We start from the raw sequence: 16067 nt of genomic DNA, 5'->3' as shown, positions 1-16067 counted from the left end.
TTCTCTAGAACCGGGGCGGCCGTGGGGTGTGCAGAAGGCGCACCTCGCGCACCAGGCCCTCTTTCTCCCTCAACAACCACGTCCCCCCGGGCGGGCAGTGGTACGGATCCTCCGGCGGGTTGATGAAGGCGTTCTCCCAGATCGTGACGCCGGACCCGGCGAGCACTCCGGTGACCCTGGCGGAGACGCCGGACTCGTAGTCCTGCCGCATGACGGCGAAGACCGGTTCCCGACCGATCGTCCGGATGCCGCTCGGCCACCAGAAGGTCATGTCCTCGGCCCAGCGGGCGGCCACCTTGTTCAGCCGGGCGCCGTCCGGCACCGCCGACAGGATGGTCGCCGCCTCCTGCTGTCGTTCCGCGCGCAGCGCCACGGTCCCGCCGTGCCGCTCGTCGTGCACGCGGGGAAGGACCTCGGCCAACTGCCGGCGTGCCTCGCTCAGGCGACTACGGACAGTGCCGACCGGCGTACCGCAGAGGTCGGCGATCTGCTCGTACGAGTTGTTACTGGTGAAGTACCGCAGCAACGCCACCGTCTGCGCGGCCGGCGACAACTGCTGGATCGCGTGCCAGACCCAGTCCCGCACGGCGCTGCGTTCGATGCTCGCGACCGGGTCGTCCAGCTCCGAGGCGAGCAGGTTCTCGCCGGCCACCCCGACCGGAACGGGGACGCGGGCGCGGAGCATCGTCCGGCAGTTGTTGCGCACGATGGCGTGCAGCCAGGACCGCGCGGCACCGGGGTCGCGCAGCTCACCGATGCGGCTGAACGCGGTGATCGCCGCGTCCTGGCAGGCGTCCTCGGCGTCGGGCCGGGAGCCCAACAGACGGTGTGCCACCGCGAGCATGCCGGCGTAGTGACGGTCGAGAAGCAGCGCGAAGCTGGCCGGATCACCCTGCTGGGCGCTCCGGACCTGCTCGACCGTGTCGCCGGCCGACACGTGCGCCGAGGTCGAAAGAAGCATCCGGGAACGCTAGCTCGCCGGTGGGAGAAATCCATCGAGGGGATCGAACTTTCGTCGCGCGGGCGACGTCTGCTGGACATGGGTTACGAGACAGGACCGCGCCTCGGCAGCGCCGAACCGGTCGATGCGTGCCGCCTTCGACCCCGGTGTCGGCTTCCCCGCGCCCGGGAATGTCGGATCCTGCGGCGAACTGTCCGATCCAGTCGTCGTCAAGTAAACCTTCACTCGGTGGACGCAGCGTGATCAACGTGACGGACGATGTCGGCTCCGGTCGGACAGAGGAATCGGCGTCGCAGGGGGAACCGCGCCTGCAGATCATGGGCCCGCTGCGGGTCTGGCGCGGCGCAGCCGAACTCGACGCGGGCCCGCGCCAGCAACGTCGCCTCCTGGCGGTCCTGCTGGCCCGGCAGGGGCGTCCCACCACCACCAGCGATCTGATGGATCTCGTCTGGGGCCCAGATTCTCCGGCCAGCGCCGTGAACGTGATCCACAAGTACGTCGCGGCGCTGCGCCGCCTGCTCGAACCCGACCTGCCCGCGCGGGCCGTCGGCTCGTACCTGCTGCGGCACGGCAACGGGTACCTCTTCGTGGCCGGGCCGGAGACGCTCGACCTCGTCGCGTTCCGCCGCGACGTCTCGGCGGCGAAGTCCAGCCTGGCGCAGGACCGCCCGGACGAGGCGTTGGAGCACTATCTCGACGCGCTGGGGCGCTGCCATGGTTCGTCCGGTGACGGGCTTCTCGACAGCGCCGCCGCCGCGGCGGTCTGCGCGGGCATCGACGGCGAGTTCTTCGACGCCGCGATCGCCGCCGCCGCGGTGGCCGTACGGCTGCGTCAGCCCGCCCGGGTCCTGACGCCGCTGCGGCTCGCGGCGACGATGGGTGAGCTCAACGAACCGGTCCACGCGAGCCTCGTGACGACCCTCGCCGCAGCGGGGCAGCAGGCGGAGGCGTTGGCCGTGTACGGCGTCATCCGGGCGCGCCTCGACGAGGAGTTGGGCATCGACCCCGGCTACCACCTGCAGGATGCCCATCGGCGGGCCCTCACCCAGACGGCGCTGACGCCCGCCGAGGACGCGGACCGTGTGGTGGCCCGGCCGGCGCCGCTGGTCCGCCCGGCGCAGCTCCCGCCGGACCCGCCCTTCTTCGTGGGCCGCGAATCCGAACTGCTGATCCTGGGCGACCTGACCACGGGGATGCGGACCGCCGGGCGGACCAGTCCACTGGTGATCGCGATGGACGGCATGGGCGGGGTGGGCACCTCGACGCTCGCCACGCACTTCGCGCACCGGGTGGCCGACGGGTTCGCCGACGGGCAGCTCTACCTCGACCTGCGGGGGCACCTCTGCGCGGACGAGCGCCTGTCGGCCGACGACGCCGTACGCTCGCTGCTGCACATGGTGGGCGTGCCCGCCTCCGACGTACCCGACACGTTCGACGCGCGGATCGGCACGTACCGGAGCATGACGGCCGGTAAGCAGATGCTCTTCCTGCTGGACAACGCCCACGACGCCGCCCAGGTGCGCCCGCTGCTGCCGAACTCGGCACGAAGTCTCGTGATCGTCACCAGCCGGCGGGCCCTGGTCGGCCTCGCGGCCTTCGACGGCGCGCACCTGCTCCGGGTCGACCCGCCCGACCTGCCGACGGCCCGTCGACTGCTCGAACGTCGTCTCGCCGGCCTGCCAAGCCGGTCGACCGACGACGGGGAGTGGGCCGGCACGGCCGACGAGATCATCGAGCTGTGTGGCCGGCTTCCGCTGGCGTTGGCCATCCTGGCGGCCCGGATCGCCGCTCGTCCGGCCCTGTCGCTCGCCACCATCGCCGCCGAGTTGCGCGACAGCGCCCGCCGGCTCGAGGCGTTCGCGGGCAGCCGCGGGCTGGTCGATCCCCGGACGGCCTTCTCGTGGTCCTACCGGCAGCTCAGTCCGGAGGCGGCCCGGCTGTTCCGACTGCTGTCGGCCGCCCCGCTGCCCGGTGTCACGGCCGAGGCCTGCGTGAGCCTCGCCGACCGCGACCCGGACACCACGCGTGCCCTGCTCGCCGAGCTGATCGACGCGGCGTTGGTGAGCGAGCACGAGGACGGCAGGCTCACGTCGCACGTGCTGGTGAAGGCGTACGCCGAGGAGCTGTTGGAGGCCGAGGAGCCGGCGGCGGAACGACAGGCGGCGCTCAGCCGCCTGCTGCAGCACTACCTGCACAGCAGCTACCAGGCGCAGCTCGCGCTGAACCCGAACCGTTCGCCGATCGAGCCGGCACCGCCGCTGCCCGGTGTCGTGGTCGAGCGGCCGGGCACGCACGACGAGGCGATCGCCTGGTTCGACCGTCAGCGGGAGGTGCTCACGGAGGTGGTGCGCCTCGCCGCCGACGTCGGGTACGGCGTCGTGCCGTGGCAGCTCGCCATCTCGATGCAGCAGTACCTGCAGTGGGCCGGACGCTTCCAGGACTGGGAGGACGTCATGCGCTGCGCGCTGCGTGCCGCGCGAGCACGCCACGACGTCGTCGGGGAGGCGCACGTTCTGCGCAGCCTGGCGGGTGCCCGGTACTTTCTCGGAGCCCACGAGGAGGCGCTCGGCCTGCTCGGCGAGGCGGCACCGACCTACCAGGACCGGGGCATGCGTCTGGAACAGGCGTTGGTGCACAACAACTGCCACCAGGTGCTCAGCGTGCTGGGCCGACACGACCGTGCGCTCACGCACAGCACGGAGGCGCTGGCGCTCTTCCGCCTGCTCGGCCACCGGCAGGGCGAGATCTGCAGCCTGCTGCGGATGGGACGGTCGTTGACCGCCCTGGGGCAGGTCGCTGAGTCGATCCAGGTGCTCCGGGAGGCGCTCGACCTCAACGAGCTGGCGGGGCGTGCGCACGAGGAGAGCGCGATTCGTGCCGCCGTCGCGGACAACCTCGTCGAGACCGGCCGTGTCACGGAGGCGGTGACGGAGCTGGAACTCGCGGCGAGCACGGCGCGGCGCGTGGGGAACCGGCCGTCGCAGTTCGCCGCGCTGCGGCAGATGGCCGACGTTCTCATCGCCGTCGGTGACCTGCCCGGTTCCCGCCGGGCGTTCGAACAGGCGCGCACGCTGCTGCGGGAGTTTCCCGACGGTGGTACCGACGTCATGCGTGCCTCGGTCACCCGACTGGCCGAGGAACTGGCGTGACCGGGCGGTTTGTCGTGGCCCGCCCGGGGAAGCCGGGTCCCGTTGTCGAGGGCTGGCGCCACCGCGGCGACCAGCGCGGATGGGAGTACGCGTGAAGGCCGTCGTTTTCCACGGAATAGGTGACATTCGGGTCGACGACGTGCCCGAGCCCCGCATCGAACAACCCACGGACGCGATCGTCCGGGTCACCACGGCGGCGATCTGCGGCACCGATCTGCACTTCGTCCGCGGCACCATGCCCGGGATGTCGCCGGGCAAGATCCTCGGCCACGAGGGCGTCGGGGTGGTCGAGGAGGTGGGCTCGCAGATCCACAACTTCCGACCGGGTGACCGGGTGGTGATCTCGGCGGTGCTGGGCTGCGGGTCCTGCTGGTACTGCCGCCGGGGCCTCTTCGCGCAGTGCGACAACGCGAACCCGCTCGGACCGCGGACCGGTACGGCCTCGCCCGGCTCACCCGACATGCAGGGTCCGTTCAACGGCTTGCAGGCGGAGTACGCGCGCGTGCCCTTCGCGCACACGAACCTGATCTCGCTGGGCGAGAACGTCACCGAGGCGCAGGCCATCACGCTGTCCGACATCTATCCGACCGGCTACTTCGGAGCGGTTCTCGCCGACGCCGACGACGGCAAGATCGTCACGGTCTGGGGTTGCGGTCCGGTGGGCCAGTTCGCCATCCTCTCCGCCTACCAGCGCGGCGCGTCCCGGGTGATCGCGATCGACGGGCATGCCGACCGGCTGGAGCATGCCCGTAGCCGTGGCGCCGAGGTGATCAACTTCAACGAGGTCGACCCGGTCGACGCCATCATGGAGTTGACGAACGGTATCGGCGCCGACTGCGCCATCGACGCCGTCGGAGTGGACGGCGAGAGTGCCAAGTCGGGGCCCGCGGCGGGTAAGGACGCCGAGCGCAACGCCGAGGAACAACGCGGAATCTCCCCGAACCTCGACAGCCAGGGCCAGGGCGGGCACTGGAAGCCGGGTGACGCGCCGAGCCAGGCGCAGACCTGGGCGGTCGACAGCCTGGCCAAGGTCGGCACGCTGGGCATCGTGGGTGTCTATCCGCCCGGCGACCGGTACTTCCCCATCGGTGTGGCCATGGGACGCAACCTGACCATCCGCGCCGGCAACGGCAACCATCCCCGGTACATCCCCAGGCTGGCGGCCATGGTCGCCTCCGGTCAGGTCCGTCCGGAGGATGTCGTGACGGAGCACGAACCGCTGACCGACGCGGTTGGCGCGTACCGGGAGTTCGACCTGCGCAGCCCCGGCTGGCTGAAGGTGGCCCTCGGCACCACCTGAGTTCCTCGGGGTCGACTGCGGCAGCACCCGCCCTGAACCGATTCCGGACCTGTTCCGTGTGAGGGGCGAACGGTTTCCGGACCTCCTGGGAGCCGGGTGACTGCTGGAGATTTCCGATGATGCGCAACCACGTGACACCCCTCATCGCCGCGCTGGCCGTCGGCGCGGTGACGCTCACGGCGTGCGGCCCGAGCCAGGTGCCACCCGGCCCGGCGCGGGCCGCCGACCTGAGCGGCAGCCCGGCGGCATCACCACAGGGCGGGGCCGGCATCGCCGACCTCGCCCTCACGTCCGGCACCGCGAAGTCCAACAACGCGCCGCAGGGCACCGGCGACTGGGCGGTACCCGACGGCGGGGTGGCGACCGGAGCCGCCCGCGATTCGGCGCAGCGCTGGGTCCAGCTGACCCTGGGCAAGGCGGGCAAGCTCGACCCGGTCGTCGTCAACGGCGCGGGGTTGACCCTGTACCGGTTCGACAAGGACAGCAACAACCCGCCGACGTCGAACTGCGACGGTGACTGCGCCACCACCTGGCCGCCGGTCACGGTGACGCCGGGCGGCAAGATCTTCGTAGCGGGGGTCAAGGCCGAGGCCGTCGGAACGGTCCGGCGCTCGGACGGCAGACGGCAGGTCACCATCGGCGGCTGGCCGGTCTACCGCTTCGCCAAGGACACCAAGCCCGGCGAGACCAAGGGTCAGGGTGTCGGGGGTACCTGGTTCGGCGTGACCCCGACCGGCGGCAAGGCCGGCGCGTCCGGTGGCGAGCAGCCCGGCGCGGAGTCGCCCGCCCCGCCGGCCACCAGCGCCGTCTTCTTCGACGACACCAACTTCGGCGACGGCGCCGGCTCGCAGGGGGTCGCCGGCACCGGCTGCCGGAACCTGAGCCGTCCGGGCGTCTCCTCCTCGGTGGCGGCGCCCGGCTCACTCAAGCTCTGGACGGGCCCGGACTGCACCGGCCGTTCGAAGGTGATCAACGGGGACGTCGCGGACCTGGCGACCGTCGACTTCGACAACGCGGTCGTCTCGGTACGCCTGGGCTGATCCCGGCGGTGCGGCTCGCGCCGGCCCGGCCACTGGCCGGGCCGGCGCTTTGCTGCCTGTCGGGGATGGAACGTGCCGCCGGGCTACAGCGTCGCGCTGACGTACACCGTGCCGTCGGTCGTCTCCACCCGGACACTGCCGATCTGGGCCTCGTCGATCAGGGCACTGCCGTCCAGGGTGACGCCCTCGGCGGCCCCGCGCTCCGACACCAGCCAACTGCCCGCCAGCACCGTGCTGCCGTCCTTGCCCACGACCAGCAGGCGACAACGCTGGCCCTGCGGGATGCCGGACACCGTGGCGTTGAGGCGTACCCAGCCGGGGGCCGGCCGGACGGCGACGGCGAGACGAGCGCCGGTCCGTGGGTCGGCGGCGCTGGTGGAGCGGACCGTCGGATCGGCCGGGACGCTCGGGCTCGGCGGCGGCGCGGTCGCGTCCGTCGCCGTGTCGGCGCGCGGAACGAGGAAGGCGCCACCGAGAACGGCCGAGGCGACGACCGCCGCCGCGACTCCGGTCACGGCATGACGACGGCGGCGCTCGTCGGCAGCCTCGCCGCGGATCTGGCGCAGGGTGCGCTGCAACAACAGATCGCCGTCCTCCGGCGGGCCGTCGAGCAGCATCACATCGGGTACGTTCCCGAGCGCGCCCGCCCACGTTCGCAGCGACTCGACCTCGGCCCGGCACTGCGGGCAACCCGCCAGGTGCTCCTCGGCTCGGCGGGTCGACTCCTCGTCGAGTTCCCCCAGCAGATAGCCGCCGACGTCGAAGTGGTCGGCGTGGGGCGATGAGCTGTCGGTAGTCATGAGGCAGGCCGTTCCACCCCGGCGCGACGCTCGGCGAGATCGCGGAGGGCTCGGAGTGCGTAGTAGGAGCGGGACTTCACGGTGCCCGGCGGGATCCCGAGGACCTGGGCGGCTTCCGCGACTGTACTCCCGCGCAGGTAGACCTGCTCGAGCACCTGTCGGTGCTCGGTGGAGAGGCGATTGAGGGCGTCCGTCACGACGATCGAGTTCACCACCTGGTCGGCGTGGTCACGTTCGACCGCGGATTCCGTCGGGCCCTCCGGTACCTCGGGTGGTCGCGCGTTCCGGGCGCGGACGGTGTCGGTCACGATGTTGCGGACGACCGTCAACAGCCAACCCCGTACCGAGCCCTTGCCGTTGACCAGGCTGTCGGGGTGACGCCACGCGCGCACCAGCGCTTCCTGGACGACGTCCTCCGCGGCCGCGCGGTCGCGGGTCAACTGTGTCGCGTAAGCGAGCATCGCGCGTCCGTGCTCCTCGAATATGGACCGGACCAGTGCCTCGCCTGCCACTTCGCGCCGACGAACAGGTCCTGATCCCGCCATTGCTACCACCCTTTTGCCGACCCTCACGTCTCCGGCGTGCCCGCCGGTTGTCTACGGGTCATCAGGATGCACGTCCTGTTAGTACCGATAGTTGATCAATAGAAGATTTGTCTACTGACCCACGTCGAGACCGATTCGAGACGTCAGGGTCTGTCGATCCCCGTCCGGCGGGTCTGTCCCCGCTGGGCTCGGACGTGCCGTCCATGCCCAGCGGGGAGGTGTCCGGCCGCTGTGACTACGGGGCGAAGGGCCACGGCTCGTCGCTCTGCGGGACGTCCTCGGCGGCGAGGTCGCGCAACGCGTCGGCGAACAACCGCATGGCACGTGGGCCACCCGGGTTCAGCAGCACGTCGACGCCGTCCGGCAGGAGCGTCAGCAACTCGTCCAGGTCGACCTGCCGCCAGTCGACCGCCTCGACCCGGGCCTGGTCCACGGCCCCGGTCGCGACGAGCACACACGGAACGTCGTCCGGTGCCGGTGCCACGATGACGCCACCCGCACTGTCCAGTGCCACCTCGACAAGGCTGTCGCGCAGCGCCAGGAGCACCGCGTCGACGTCCGCGCGGCCGGTGGCGACCAGCGCCGCCGTCGCGTCCACCGGGCTCGTGGGCGCCGCCGGATCCTTTGGTCGGTAGAGGGGATTGGCCGTGAACCGGGCGACGGTACCGTCGGGCTCCACCAACCAACCACCGACGATGGCCTCCGCCGGCGGCATGGCCGCCGCGCCCGTCTCTTCGCTGTCGGAATCCGTCCACTCCTCGTCCAGCAGCAGCATCCAGTTGCGCTCGTTGTCCGTGTCGTCCACGCGCTCGTCCGTCACTTGGTCACGTCCCGTGTCACTCCAGGCTTCATTTCCTTGAAAACGCCCATGTTCTCCACCGTCACATTGGCAATGCTGTTGCCGGGGCTGGTGAACAGGCCGTCGACGTCCACGCCGCGGCTCGCCTGTACGACCTCTGTCGACGCGAAGACCTTCCGATTTTCGCCCAGGTCCCGCATCACGTCGGCGAAATCCTGGCCCGCGGTTCCCGCAGGGTTGGCGAAGTTGCAGGAGAGCAGGGCGATCGATCCCTTCGGGTTGTTCTCCGCAGCCGCCCGGAAGACGTTGTCGAAGTGCACGACCTTGGCGAACTGCGTGCCCGGAACCGACATGACCTTGCCGTTCTTTAGCGTGATGTCCACGGAGTGTGGATCACCGTGCGCGATGACGAAGATGGGTGGACTCTTCAGTCGGGCCCAGGGCGCCAGATCGAACTGTTCGGTGCTCATCGGCGCGTCCCTGCCGGGAATCGACCGGACCAGCTTGGCGCCGCCCACGTTCAGCGACCCGCCGAGGTTCCGGCCGAGCGGGACGTTCGCCTCCAACCTCGCCCAGTCGGTGAACGTGTCGACGTCCCCGGCCGTACTGGGGAAGAGGACCCCGATCTGCTTGCCATTGCTGTCCTCGAGCGGTACCGACCGGACGTCCGACGCGTGGAACGTCTTGAGGCGTCCCTTGCTGTTCTGCCCGATGATGAGGGTCGGATCCAGCTCGGTCTGCTTCCGGGCGTTCTTGAGATCACGATTGAAGCGAATATCGGTGATCTTCTGCCGGATTCCTCCGAACAAACCCTTGATGGTCTTGCCGACGCCGATACGGGTGACGTTCTCGTTGATTCCGCGCCCCACCGTGGTGGCGCTGCCGCCGGTGACTTCTTTGGTGCTGTTCTTGATGCCGTCGGCGACGCTGCCGGGTTTGATTTTGCCGGCGAACTTGTTGGCGAACTTGATGACACGGCTGACTATTCGCCCGCCGGGGACGAGGCCGAGGGCGAGTCCGCCGGCGGCCAGGGCGATTTCGGCGGGGTCGCCGCCGAGGGCTGCGGCGGCGAGGTCGATGGCGCCGGAGAGGAAGCCGATCGCCGAACCGAGGGGTGGAAAGATGAACGAGGCGACCACGGAGAGCACGTCCAGGATGGTGGTGATCCACTCGATGACGGTGCTCTGCAGGAAGTCGATGAACGCCTCGAACGCTTCGACGATCTTGTCCCAGAGGGACCGCTGTGGTGCGTCCTTGGCCAGTTGGTGCAGCGTGTCGGCGGCGGTGCGGGCGGCCTGGTCGCGCAGGGCGGTGGCCTGACCGAGGAGTGACTTCGCCCCGTCGAGTGCCTGCTGGGCGTCGGCGGCGCGGTTCTTGGCGGCGGTCGCGTCGTCGGTGGCCTGTTCCTTCGCGTCCGGAGTGGTCGTGGTGTCGGCGTTCAGGACGAGGAGCGCGGCCGCCGCGCTGACGGCCGCCGCCTGGGCGGCGCTCTGGTCCCCGGCCGCCTGTCGGGCCTGGTCGAGGGCGCGCAGGGACATGGTCTGCGCCTCTTCCAGAGAGGGCAGGTAGCGCAGGTACGCGTCGGCGGCGCTGGCGTAGGAGTTCGCCATCTGGTCCAGGCGTCCCGGCAGTTTGCCGATCAGGTCGCGGAAGGCGTCCATGGCCTTGCCCTGGCCGACATCGATCTGGCTGCCGGACGCGAGCAGGTCGTGCGCCTCCTGGGTGGTTCTGGCCAGCTCCTGATAGGCCCGGGTGATCTCCTCGAAGGACTCCGGATCACCCGGCACGGGATCTGAGTCGAGCTGCAACACGGACCACTCGGCGTCGCCCGGACGCGTCATGACGAACCTCCCCATCGCATCGTCAGGCCGGCGCCCGAGCCATCCGCCGGGAGCCGAGTCGCACACGTAGCGCGGGGTGGATCGGTTCACCCGGTGAACCGGGCCGGCCGCCGATCCGTGTACGCCCCAGTTGCCGTGACGGGTCTGGAGGGTGCGGAGATGAGCGATGCGATGAGCAGGCCGGCGGGGGAGCGCGCGCGATGAGCGAGATCCTCGTTCCGGGCGCCGAGCTGGAACGCGTACACGAGCTGCTGCGGCGTACCAAGGAGTTGATGGACAGCGCGTCGGTCCGGTCGATGGGCGCGGTGGTCGACACGCTCGGGCAGCGCGGCCTGGAGGACGCCGCCCGGCACTTCGAGAAGCGGTGGGGCGACGGTCGGCACGTCGTGGGCAAGGACCTGGGGGGCGTACGCGACGCCGCGAAGGCCGTCGCCGACGCGTTCCGGGAGACCGACACCCAGACGGTCAACGCGCTGACCGCGCCGGATGCGCAGGCGGCACAGTGAGCGCCCCGACCCAGGCCCATGCCGCGACGCCCACCCCGACCGGCTTCGAGCTGCGCACACCCGAGGCGTGGGTCGACTTCTCGGTGGCCGACGAGGCGAGCGAGAACCGGCTCGGCGAAGAGGCGCGGGGCCACGCCCTGACCGGCGGGTTCACCGCCGACCAGGCGGGCCGCTTCGCCGAGCAGGTACGCCGGTCGGTACGCCAGGCCCGGCGCGGCGGCGCGGTGCACGCGGCCGGCGTCTTCGAGATGTACGAGGACGGCCCGCTCACCGCCACCGTGGTGGTCGCGGTGGTCACGCCACCGGCCAACGGCGACATCCTCGGCGCGTTGACGGCGGTGGCGCACCCCAACCGGGCCGACGGGACCTGGCGGCGGGTGACCACCGCGACGATTCCCCGCATCGGCACCGTCGGTCGGGTGTACGGCATCCAGAACGTCGTCCAGGACGGCGTCACGATGCGGTGCGCGGTGATGCACACCGTCGTACCGATGCCCGGCTCGGCGGACGTCGTGGTGGTCACCGGGTCGAGCCCGAACCTCGCGGAGGCGGAGGACATCTTCGAGCTCTTCGGCGCGATCACCGAGTCCCTGGCGTTCACGTGGGACGACGACCGGCCGGAGCTGGCCGCGCGGGCGGAGTCGACGGGGGAGACCGCGCCCGACGCCTGAACCCGCACACGACAAGGGGGACACCGCGCGGCGGTGTCCCCCTTGGCCTTACCTCACTTCTCGACCGCCGCCGCTCCCAGTGGTGTCACCAGTGACCGCAGCGCCACCGGATCGGTTCGGGGGACCTGCACCAGGCGGACGGTGCCGTCGCCCAGGTGCAGCAGCGCCCGACCCAGGCGTCCCCCGCCGAGCTGGCCCCGGCTCAGCTTGGCGCCGATCAGTTCGCCGTCACCGAGGCCCTGTGGGCTGAGCAGCGCGCCCTGCCGGTTGCGCCGGGCGTCGACATGCCAGCCGCCGAAGCCGCCGGACAGGCCGTCGATGGTGCCGGCCATGACCAACCCGAGCCCTCGTTCCGTGCCGCTTCGGGCGATCTCCCCGAGATCGCTGCCCGCGTCGCACTTGAGCAGCAACTCGGCGTCGTCCAGCACAACCACGGCCGGTCCGCTCCTGCGCTCCAGCGCGGCCGTCAGAACGGCGGAGGTGAGGTTCTCGCTCGCGACGAGGTCGAGCACGCCCGGGAGGTCGGCCAGCTCGCGCAGCGGCGACCTGCGGGGCGCCGCCACGACCACCTCGGTGCCCCTGCGCAGCAGGGTGGCGACCATCGTCAGCAGCGCGGTGCTCCGTCCCGAACGAGGTGGACCCGCCAGGACCAGGGTCGGGACGACCGTCAGGTCGGGCCCGATCGCGGTGAGCTCGTCGCCGCCCACACCCAGCATCGTCCACAGCGGCCCGTCGGGCCGGTGGAGCGTCTCGGTGTCCGCGAGGGTCAGCTCGTCGGGCAGCACGTCGATCCGGAACGGGCGGTCGCCGGGCGCGACGTCCGCGTCCCGCCGCCGGGCCGTCTCGGCGATGTCGGCGAGTACGCGCGCCTGCCCCTGACCCGAGGTGTCCTCGCCGAGCAGCGCGATCTGCGCCTCGGCGCCGTCGGACGCCCGGATCGCGCGACCCGGCTCGATCTCGTCCGGCAGTTGTCGGTGGTTGATGCCGACCATGCTGTAGTCGCCGCGTTCGGTCAGGCGCAGCACCAGCTTGTCGTCGGTGGTGGACGAGATCCGGCTGGAGAACATCGCCCGGTCACCCGCGAGCACCACGTGGATGCCCGCCCCGGCGCCCTCGCGCAGCAGGGTCAGCAGAGCGGCCATGATCGTGCCGTTGTCGTAGTCGGCGAAGGTCTTGTCGAAGACCTCGAACCGGTCCAGGAGCACCAGGATGTGCGGCGGTCGCTCACCCGGGGCGGCGCCCGTCCGGTACTCCACCATGCTCGCCGAGCCCCGGGTGGCGAGCAGCTGCTGCCGCCGGCCCAGTTCCGCGACGAGACGGGCGAACAACCGGCCGAGCCGCTCCGCCTCGGTGCGCTGCACCACCGCCCCGCAGTGCGGCAGACCGGCCAGGGCCAGCAACGCCCCGTTGCCGCAGTCGACCCCGTAGAGGTGGACGTCCGCCGTGGACTGGACGCGGGCGACCGCCCCGGCGATCGTCCGGAGCGTCTGCGATCGGCCGCTGCGCGAGGAGCCGATGACGTGCAGGTGCCCGAGCGTGGAGAGGTCCAGCGCCAGCGGCACCTGGTCCTGCTGGGCGGGAAGGTCCACCAGCCCGTAGGCGACCGCCGGGAGGTGGTAGTCGGTGGTGCGCGCCGGGGGCAACGCGTCGACGGTCAGCGAGGTGGGCAGCGCCGGCAGCCAGGGGCTGTGCTGTGGCGCGATGCCGAGCCCTTCGCTGGCGTCCCGGATCGCCGTCACGAGCACCGCGAGGTCGGTCAGCTCGGCCGACGGCGCCGCCTCGCCGGAGCGGCGACGTGGCGCGGGGCGACCGAGGTCGGGAAAGGACAGGGGGGCCAACCAGGGGGCCGGGCGGTCGGTGCTGCGCGCGCCAGGGCGGAAGCCGCCGACCCGACCCGCCTGGAACGGCACCAGCGACGACTGGGCGAGACGCACGAAGGCGCGACCGGGCGTCGACTTCGAGATGGCGGCCGCGTCCGGGGCGTTCAGCACGTCCTGGCTCTCGCTGCTGTCGGTGACCCGCAGGGCGATGCGCAGGTTGGTGTTGGCCCGGATCTCGGGGGACACCACGCCGCCCGGTCGCTGGGTCGCCAGCACCAGGTGGATGCCGAGCGACCGGCCGCGCTGGGCGATGTTGACCAGACCGGTCACGAAGTCGGGCAGGTCACGCACCATCGATGCGAACTCGTCGATCACGATGAGCAGGCGCGGCATCGGGACACGGGACGGCTCGCGGCGCAGCAGCTCCACGTAGTCGTCGATGTCCTTCGCCCCGGCGTCGGCGAGGATGTGTTCGCGTCGGCGCAGCTCCGCCGAGAGCGACGTCAGCGCCCGGCCCACCAGGTGGGTGTCCAGGTCGGTCACCATGCCGACGGTGTGCGGCAGGAGGACGCAGTCCTTGAACGCGCTGCCGCCCTTGTAGTCGACGAGCACGAACGTCATCGCGTCCGGACGGTTGGCCACGGCGAGCGAGGCGACGAGGGTCTGTAGCAGCTCGGACTTGCCGGAGCCGGTGGTGCCGGCCACCAGGCCGTGCGGTCCGTCCCGCTTCAGGTCGAGGGCGAACGGCCCGTCGAGCGACACCCCGAGCACCGCCTCGGTGGTCCGACCACCCGAGGTCCACCGGGCCGTCACCGCATCCGGCTCCGGCGGCTCCATCCCGAGTACGTCGAGCAGCCGGCTCGACCCGGGCAGGGCGCTCTCCTCGTCGGCGCCACCGATGTCCCGCAGCGGCGCCAGCGCCCGTGCCGTCCGGTACAGCCACTCCGGCGACACGACGTCCGGGTGGACGTCGGCGATCGGGGCGGCGAGGGTCTGCGTCACCAGCAGCGACCCGTCCTCCTGCTGGGCGATGACCGCCTGGCACTCCTCGGGCAGCAGCCGCTCCTCGGCGTCGAGGCAGATGGCGTACACCCCCACCGCCGGTCCTTCGCGCAGGATCTGGGTGACGCCGGGCAGGGACCGGAGTTTGCGGGCGCCGTCGAGCACCACGAGGATGTCCCGGAACGCCCCGTTGCCCCGTTCGCCGGAGCGGGACGAGATGATGCTCACCAGCTCACCGACCCGGCGGGCCAACGTCTGGGTGTCGGTGCCGACCGTCGCGAGGGTGTCCTGACCGTCGCGGGGCCGCAGGTGCGGCAGCCACCCCGCCCAGGCCCAGCCGGTCTCGTCGGCGGTGCCGCAGAGCAGGTAGATCTGCAGGTCCTCCGGGCTGTGCAGGGCGCTGGCCTGGGCCATCATCCAGCGAGCCGTCGTCCGGGCGACGGCGTCGCCGGCCACCCCCACGACGCCGTGCTTGCGTACCGGCACGGTCGCCGGCACGTCGAGGGCGCTCCACCGGACCTCACGGCGGTTCTCGTCCTGGCTCAAGTCGCGCAGCACCACGTCCGACGGCAGGTCCGCGCTGCCGACCCGCAGCTCCAGGAAGTCGGGATCGGTGCGGCGTCGCTCCCACAGCCGGCGCTGCGGGCCGGTGGCGATCAGCCCCATCGACGCGGGGTCGGGAAAGTCGTCCCGGCGGACCGACCGCTCGGCGGCCAGCGCCTGCTCGGCCTCGCCGCTGATGCGCGCCCTCTTCTTCTCGTACTCGGCGAGCCGGGAGCGGTAGGTGGCCCGGCCCTGGCGCCGCGCGCCGATCTGACCGGCGATCAGCACCAGCGGCGACAGGATGGCGAAGAGCAGCGTGAGCGGGTTGCGGGTGATGACGAACGCGGCACCGGAGAGCACGACCGGCGCCAGCACGGTGATCAGCGTGAGCGGCCGTCGCTCCGGAGGCGCCGGCGGCCCGGGGAGCGTGAACTGGGTGGTCCGCGCCGCTGGCAGTAGGCGGGGCGGACGGTTGTAGTCGAGGCCCGTACGGTCCTCCGAGATCTGGAGCGCGGCCTCGTCCCGCAGGGGGCGGCGAAGCTCCAGCAGGGAGGAGCCCGCGGCGAGTTGCGCGCCGAGCGTCCAGATCCGCTCCTGCTCGTCGACCTCCACCCGGTCGAGCAACAGGCCGGGCTCCATCGGCCGGAGCCAGCACTCCCCGTCCTCGGTCACCCGCAGCTGGGCGAGCACGGGAGCGAGCGGGTCGTCGTGTACGCGAACGTGGTTGTCGTCGGCGGCGCCGATGGCGTGCTCGCCGATGGCGAGCGGGTACAGGTTGCCGGCGCCGAGACCGCTGACCACCCGGATCTCCAGCGGGCCGGCCGCCGGTGGCGGTGACACGGACGTCGGACGGTCCAGCTCGACGACGCTGCCCTGCCAGAGCGGGGCGTCGGCGAGCGTCAGCCCGGGGTCCAGGGGAGCTCCGGCGACGAAGATCGTGGGTGCTCGGGTGCCGGGTTCCGGACGGCGCCCCGCCAGCACCTCGGCGAGCTCCGCGACGGTGGAATCGAGGGCGGCCTCGACCTGGTAGTCGGTTGCGGGGGTGGACTGATCCGTGACGGTGAGCAGCAGGCGCACGGGTATCTCCTGG

11 protein-coding genes are annotated in these 16067 nt (G+C 71.6%); 5 read left to right on the top strand and 6 right to left on the bottom strand.

Annotated features, from left to right (window positions below):
- Window positions 1-4: 4 nt before the first annotated feature.
- Window positions 5-961: a sigma-70 family RNA polymerase sigma factor gene (locus ABZ272_RS27910; RefSeq protein WP_355052901.1), complete on the bottom strand. Its 957-nt coding sequence runs from the start codon at window positions 959-961 to the stop codon at window positions 5-7.
- Window positions 962-1209: 248 nt separating this feature from the next.
- Here ABZ272_RS27910 and ABZ272_RS27905 point away from each other — a divergent pair, with 248 nt between their 5' ends.
- The 3 genes from ABZ272_RS27905 (at window position 1210) to ABZ272_RS27895 (ending at window position 6450) form a co-directional block, all read left to right on the top strand.
- Window positions 1210-4110: a BTAD domain-containing putative transcriptional regulator gene (locus ABZ272_RS27905; RefSeq protein ID WP_355052900.1), complete on the top strand. Its 2901-nt coding sequence runs from the start codon at window positions 1210-1212 to the stop codon at window positions 4108-4110.
- A gap of 91 nt (window positions 4111-4201) precedes the next feature.
- Window positions 4202-5410 (top strand): alcohol dehydrogenase catalytic domain-containing protein, encoded by a 1209-nt coding sequence (locus ABZ272_RS27900; RefSeq protein WP_355052899.1) that lies wholly within the window; start codon window positions 4202-4204, stop codon window positions 5408-5410.
- A 116-nt stretch (window positions 5411-5526) separates the two neighbouring features.
- A complete protein-coding gene (locus ABZ272_RS27895) occupies window positions 5527-6450 on the top strand; it encodes a hypothetical protein (protein WP_355052898.1) in 924 nt (307 codons plus the stop codon).
- Between the two features lie 83 nt (window positions 6451-6533).
- On the opposite strand, the gene ABZ272_RS27890 is transcribed toward ABZ272_RS27895, so the two are convergent.
- From ABZ272_RS27890 to ABZ272_RS27875, 4 genes are all read right to left on the bottom strand, one after another.
- Window positions 6534-7250 (bottom strand): zf-HC2 domain-containing protein, encoded by a 717-nt coding sequence (locus tag ABZ272_RS27890; RefSeq protein WP_355052897.1) that lies wholly within the window; start codon window positions 7248-7250, stop codon window positions 6534-6536.
- Window positions 7247-7795, bottom strand: a complete 549-nt coding sequence (locus ABZ272_RS27885) for a sigma-70 family RNA polymerase sigma factor (RefSeq protein ID WP_355052896.1) — start codon at window positions 7793-7795, stop codon at window positions 7247-7249. Before ABZ272_RS27885 ends, ABZ272_RS27890 begins: the two co-directional genes overlap by 4 nt.
- 235 nt (window positions 7796-8030) lie before the next feature.
- Window positions 8031-8615, bottom strand: coding sequence for a type VII secretion system-associated protein (locus tag ABZ272_RS27880; protein ID WP_355052895.1), 585 nt, complete (start codon window positions 8613-8615; stop codon window positions 8031-8033).
- Window positions 8612-10435 (bottom strand): putative T7SS-secreted protein, encoded by a 1824-nt coding sequence (locus ABZ272_RS27875; protein WP_355052894.1) that lies wholly within the window; start codon window positions 10433-10435, stop codon window positions 8612-8614. The genes ABZ272_RS27880 and ABZ272_RS27875 overlap by 4 nt, the downstream gene beginning before the upstream one ends.
- Window positions 10436-10635: 200 nt before the next feature.
- On the opposite strand from ABZ272_RS27875, the gene ABZ272_RS27870 reads away from it, so the two are divergent.
- Both ABZ272_RS27870 and ABZ272_RS27865 read left to right on the top strand, forming a co-directional pair.
- Window positions 10636-10941: a hypothetical protein gene (locus ABZ272_RS27870; protein ID WP_355052893.1), complete on the top strand. Its 306-nt coding sequence runs from the start codon at window positions 10636-10638 to the stop codon at window positions 10939-10941.
- A complete protein-coding gene (locus tag ABZ272_RS27865; RefSeq protein ID WP_355052892.1) occupies window positions 10938-11612 on the top strand; it encodes a hypothetical protein in 675 nt (224 codons plus the stop codon). The genes ABZ272_RS27870 and ABZ272_RS27865 overlap by 4 nt, the downstream gene beginning before the upstream one ends.
- A 53-nt stretch (window positions 11613-11665) precedes the next feature.
- Here the strand turns inward: ABZ272_RS27865 and ABZ272_RS27860 are convergent, their stop codons facing one another.
- The gene (locus ABZ272_RS27860) at window positions 11666-16054 is read right to left on the bottom strand and encodes an FtsK/SpoIIIE domain-containing protein (RefSeq protein ID WP_355052891.1); all 4389 of its coding nucleotides are present in this window, start codon (window positions 16052-16054) and stop codon (window positions 11666-11668) included.
- Between the last annotated feature and the right edge of the window lie 13 nt (window positions 16055-16067).

This window comes from Micromonospora sp. NPDC005979 (genome assembly GCF_040614415.1).
Classification (GTDB): Bacteria; Actinomycetota; Actinomycetes; order Mycobacteriales; family Micromonosporaceae; genus Micromonospora.
Note: the sequence above shows the minus strand (reverse complement) of the source record. Positions and strands in the feature narration are given on the sequence as shown.

What these genes read in the sequence shown, in the direction of transcription:
- ABZ272_RS27910 (WP_355052901.1), bottom strand. Translation starts at nt 961, where the DNA reads ATGCTTCTTTCGACCTCGGCGCACGTGTCGGCCGGCGACACGGTCGAG.
- ABZ272_RS27895 (WP_355052898.1), top strand. Translation starts at nt 5,527, where the DNA reads ATGATGCGCAACCACGTGACACCCCTCATCGCCGCGCTGGCCGTCGGC.
- ABZ272_RS27890 (WP_355052897.1), bottom strand. Translation starts at nt 7,250, where the DNA reads ATGACTACCGACAGCTCATCGCCCCACGCCGACCACTTCGACGTCGGC.
- ABZ272_RS27885 (WP_355052896.1), bottom strand. Translation starts at nt 7,795, where the DNA reads ATGGCGGGATCAGGACCTGTTCGTCGGCGCGAAGTGGCAGGCGAGGCA.
- ABZ272_RS27875 (WP_355052894.1), bottom strand. Translation starts at nt 10,435, where the DNA reads ATGACGCGTCCGGGCGACGCCGAGTGGTCCGTGTTGCAGCTCGACTCA.
- ABZ272_RS27870 (WP_355052893.1), top strand. Translation starts at nt 10,636, where the DNA reads ATGAGCGAGATCCTCGTTCCGGGCGCCGAGCTGGAACGCGTACACGAG.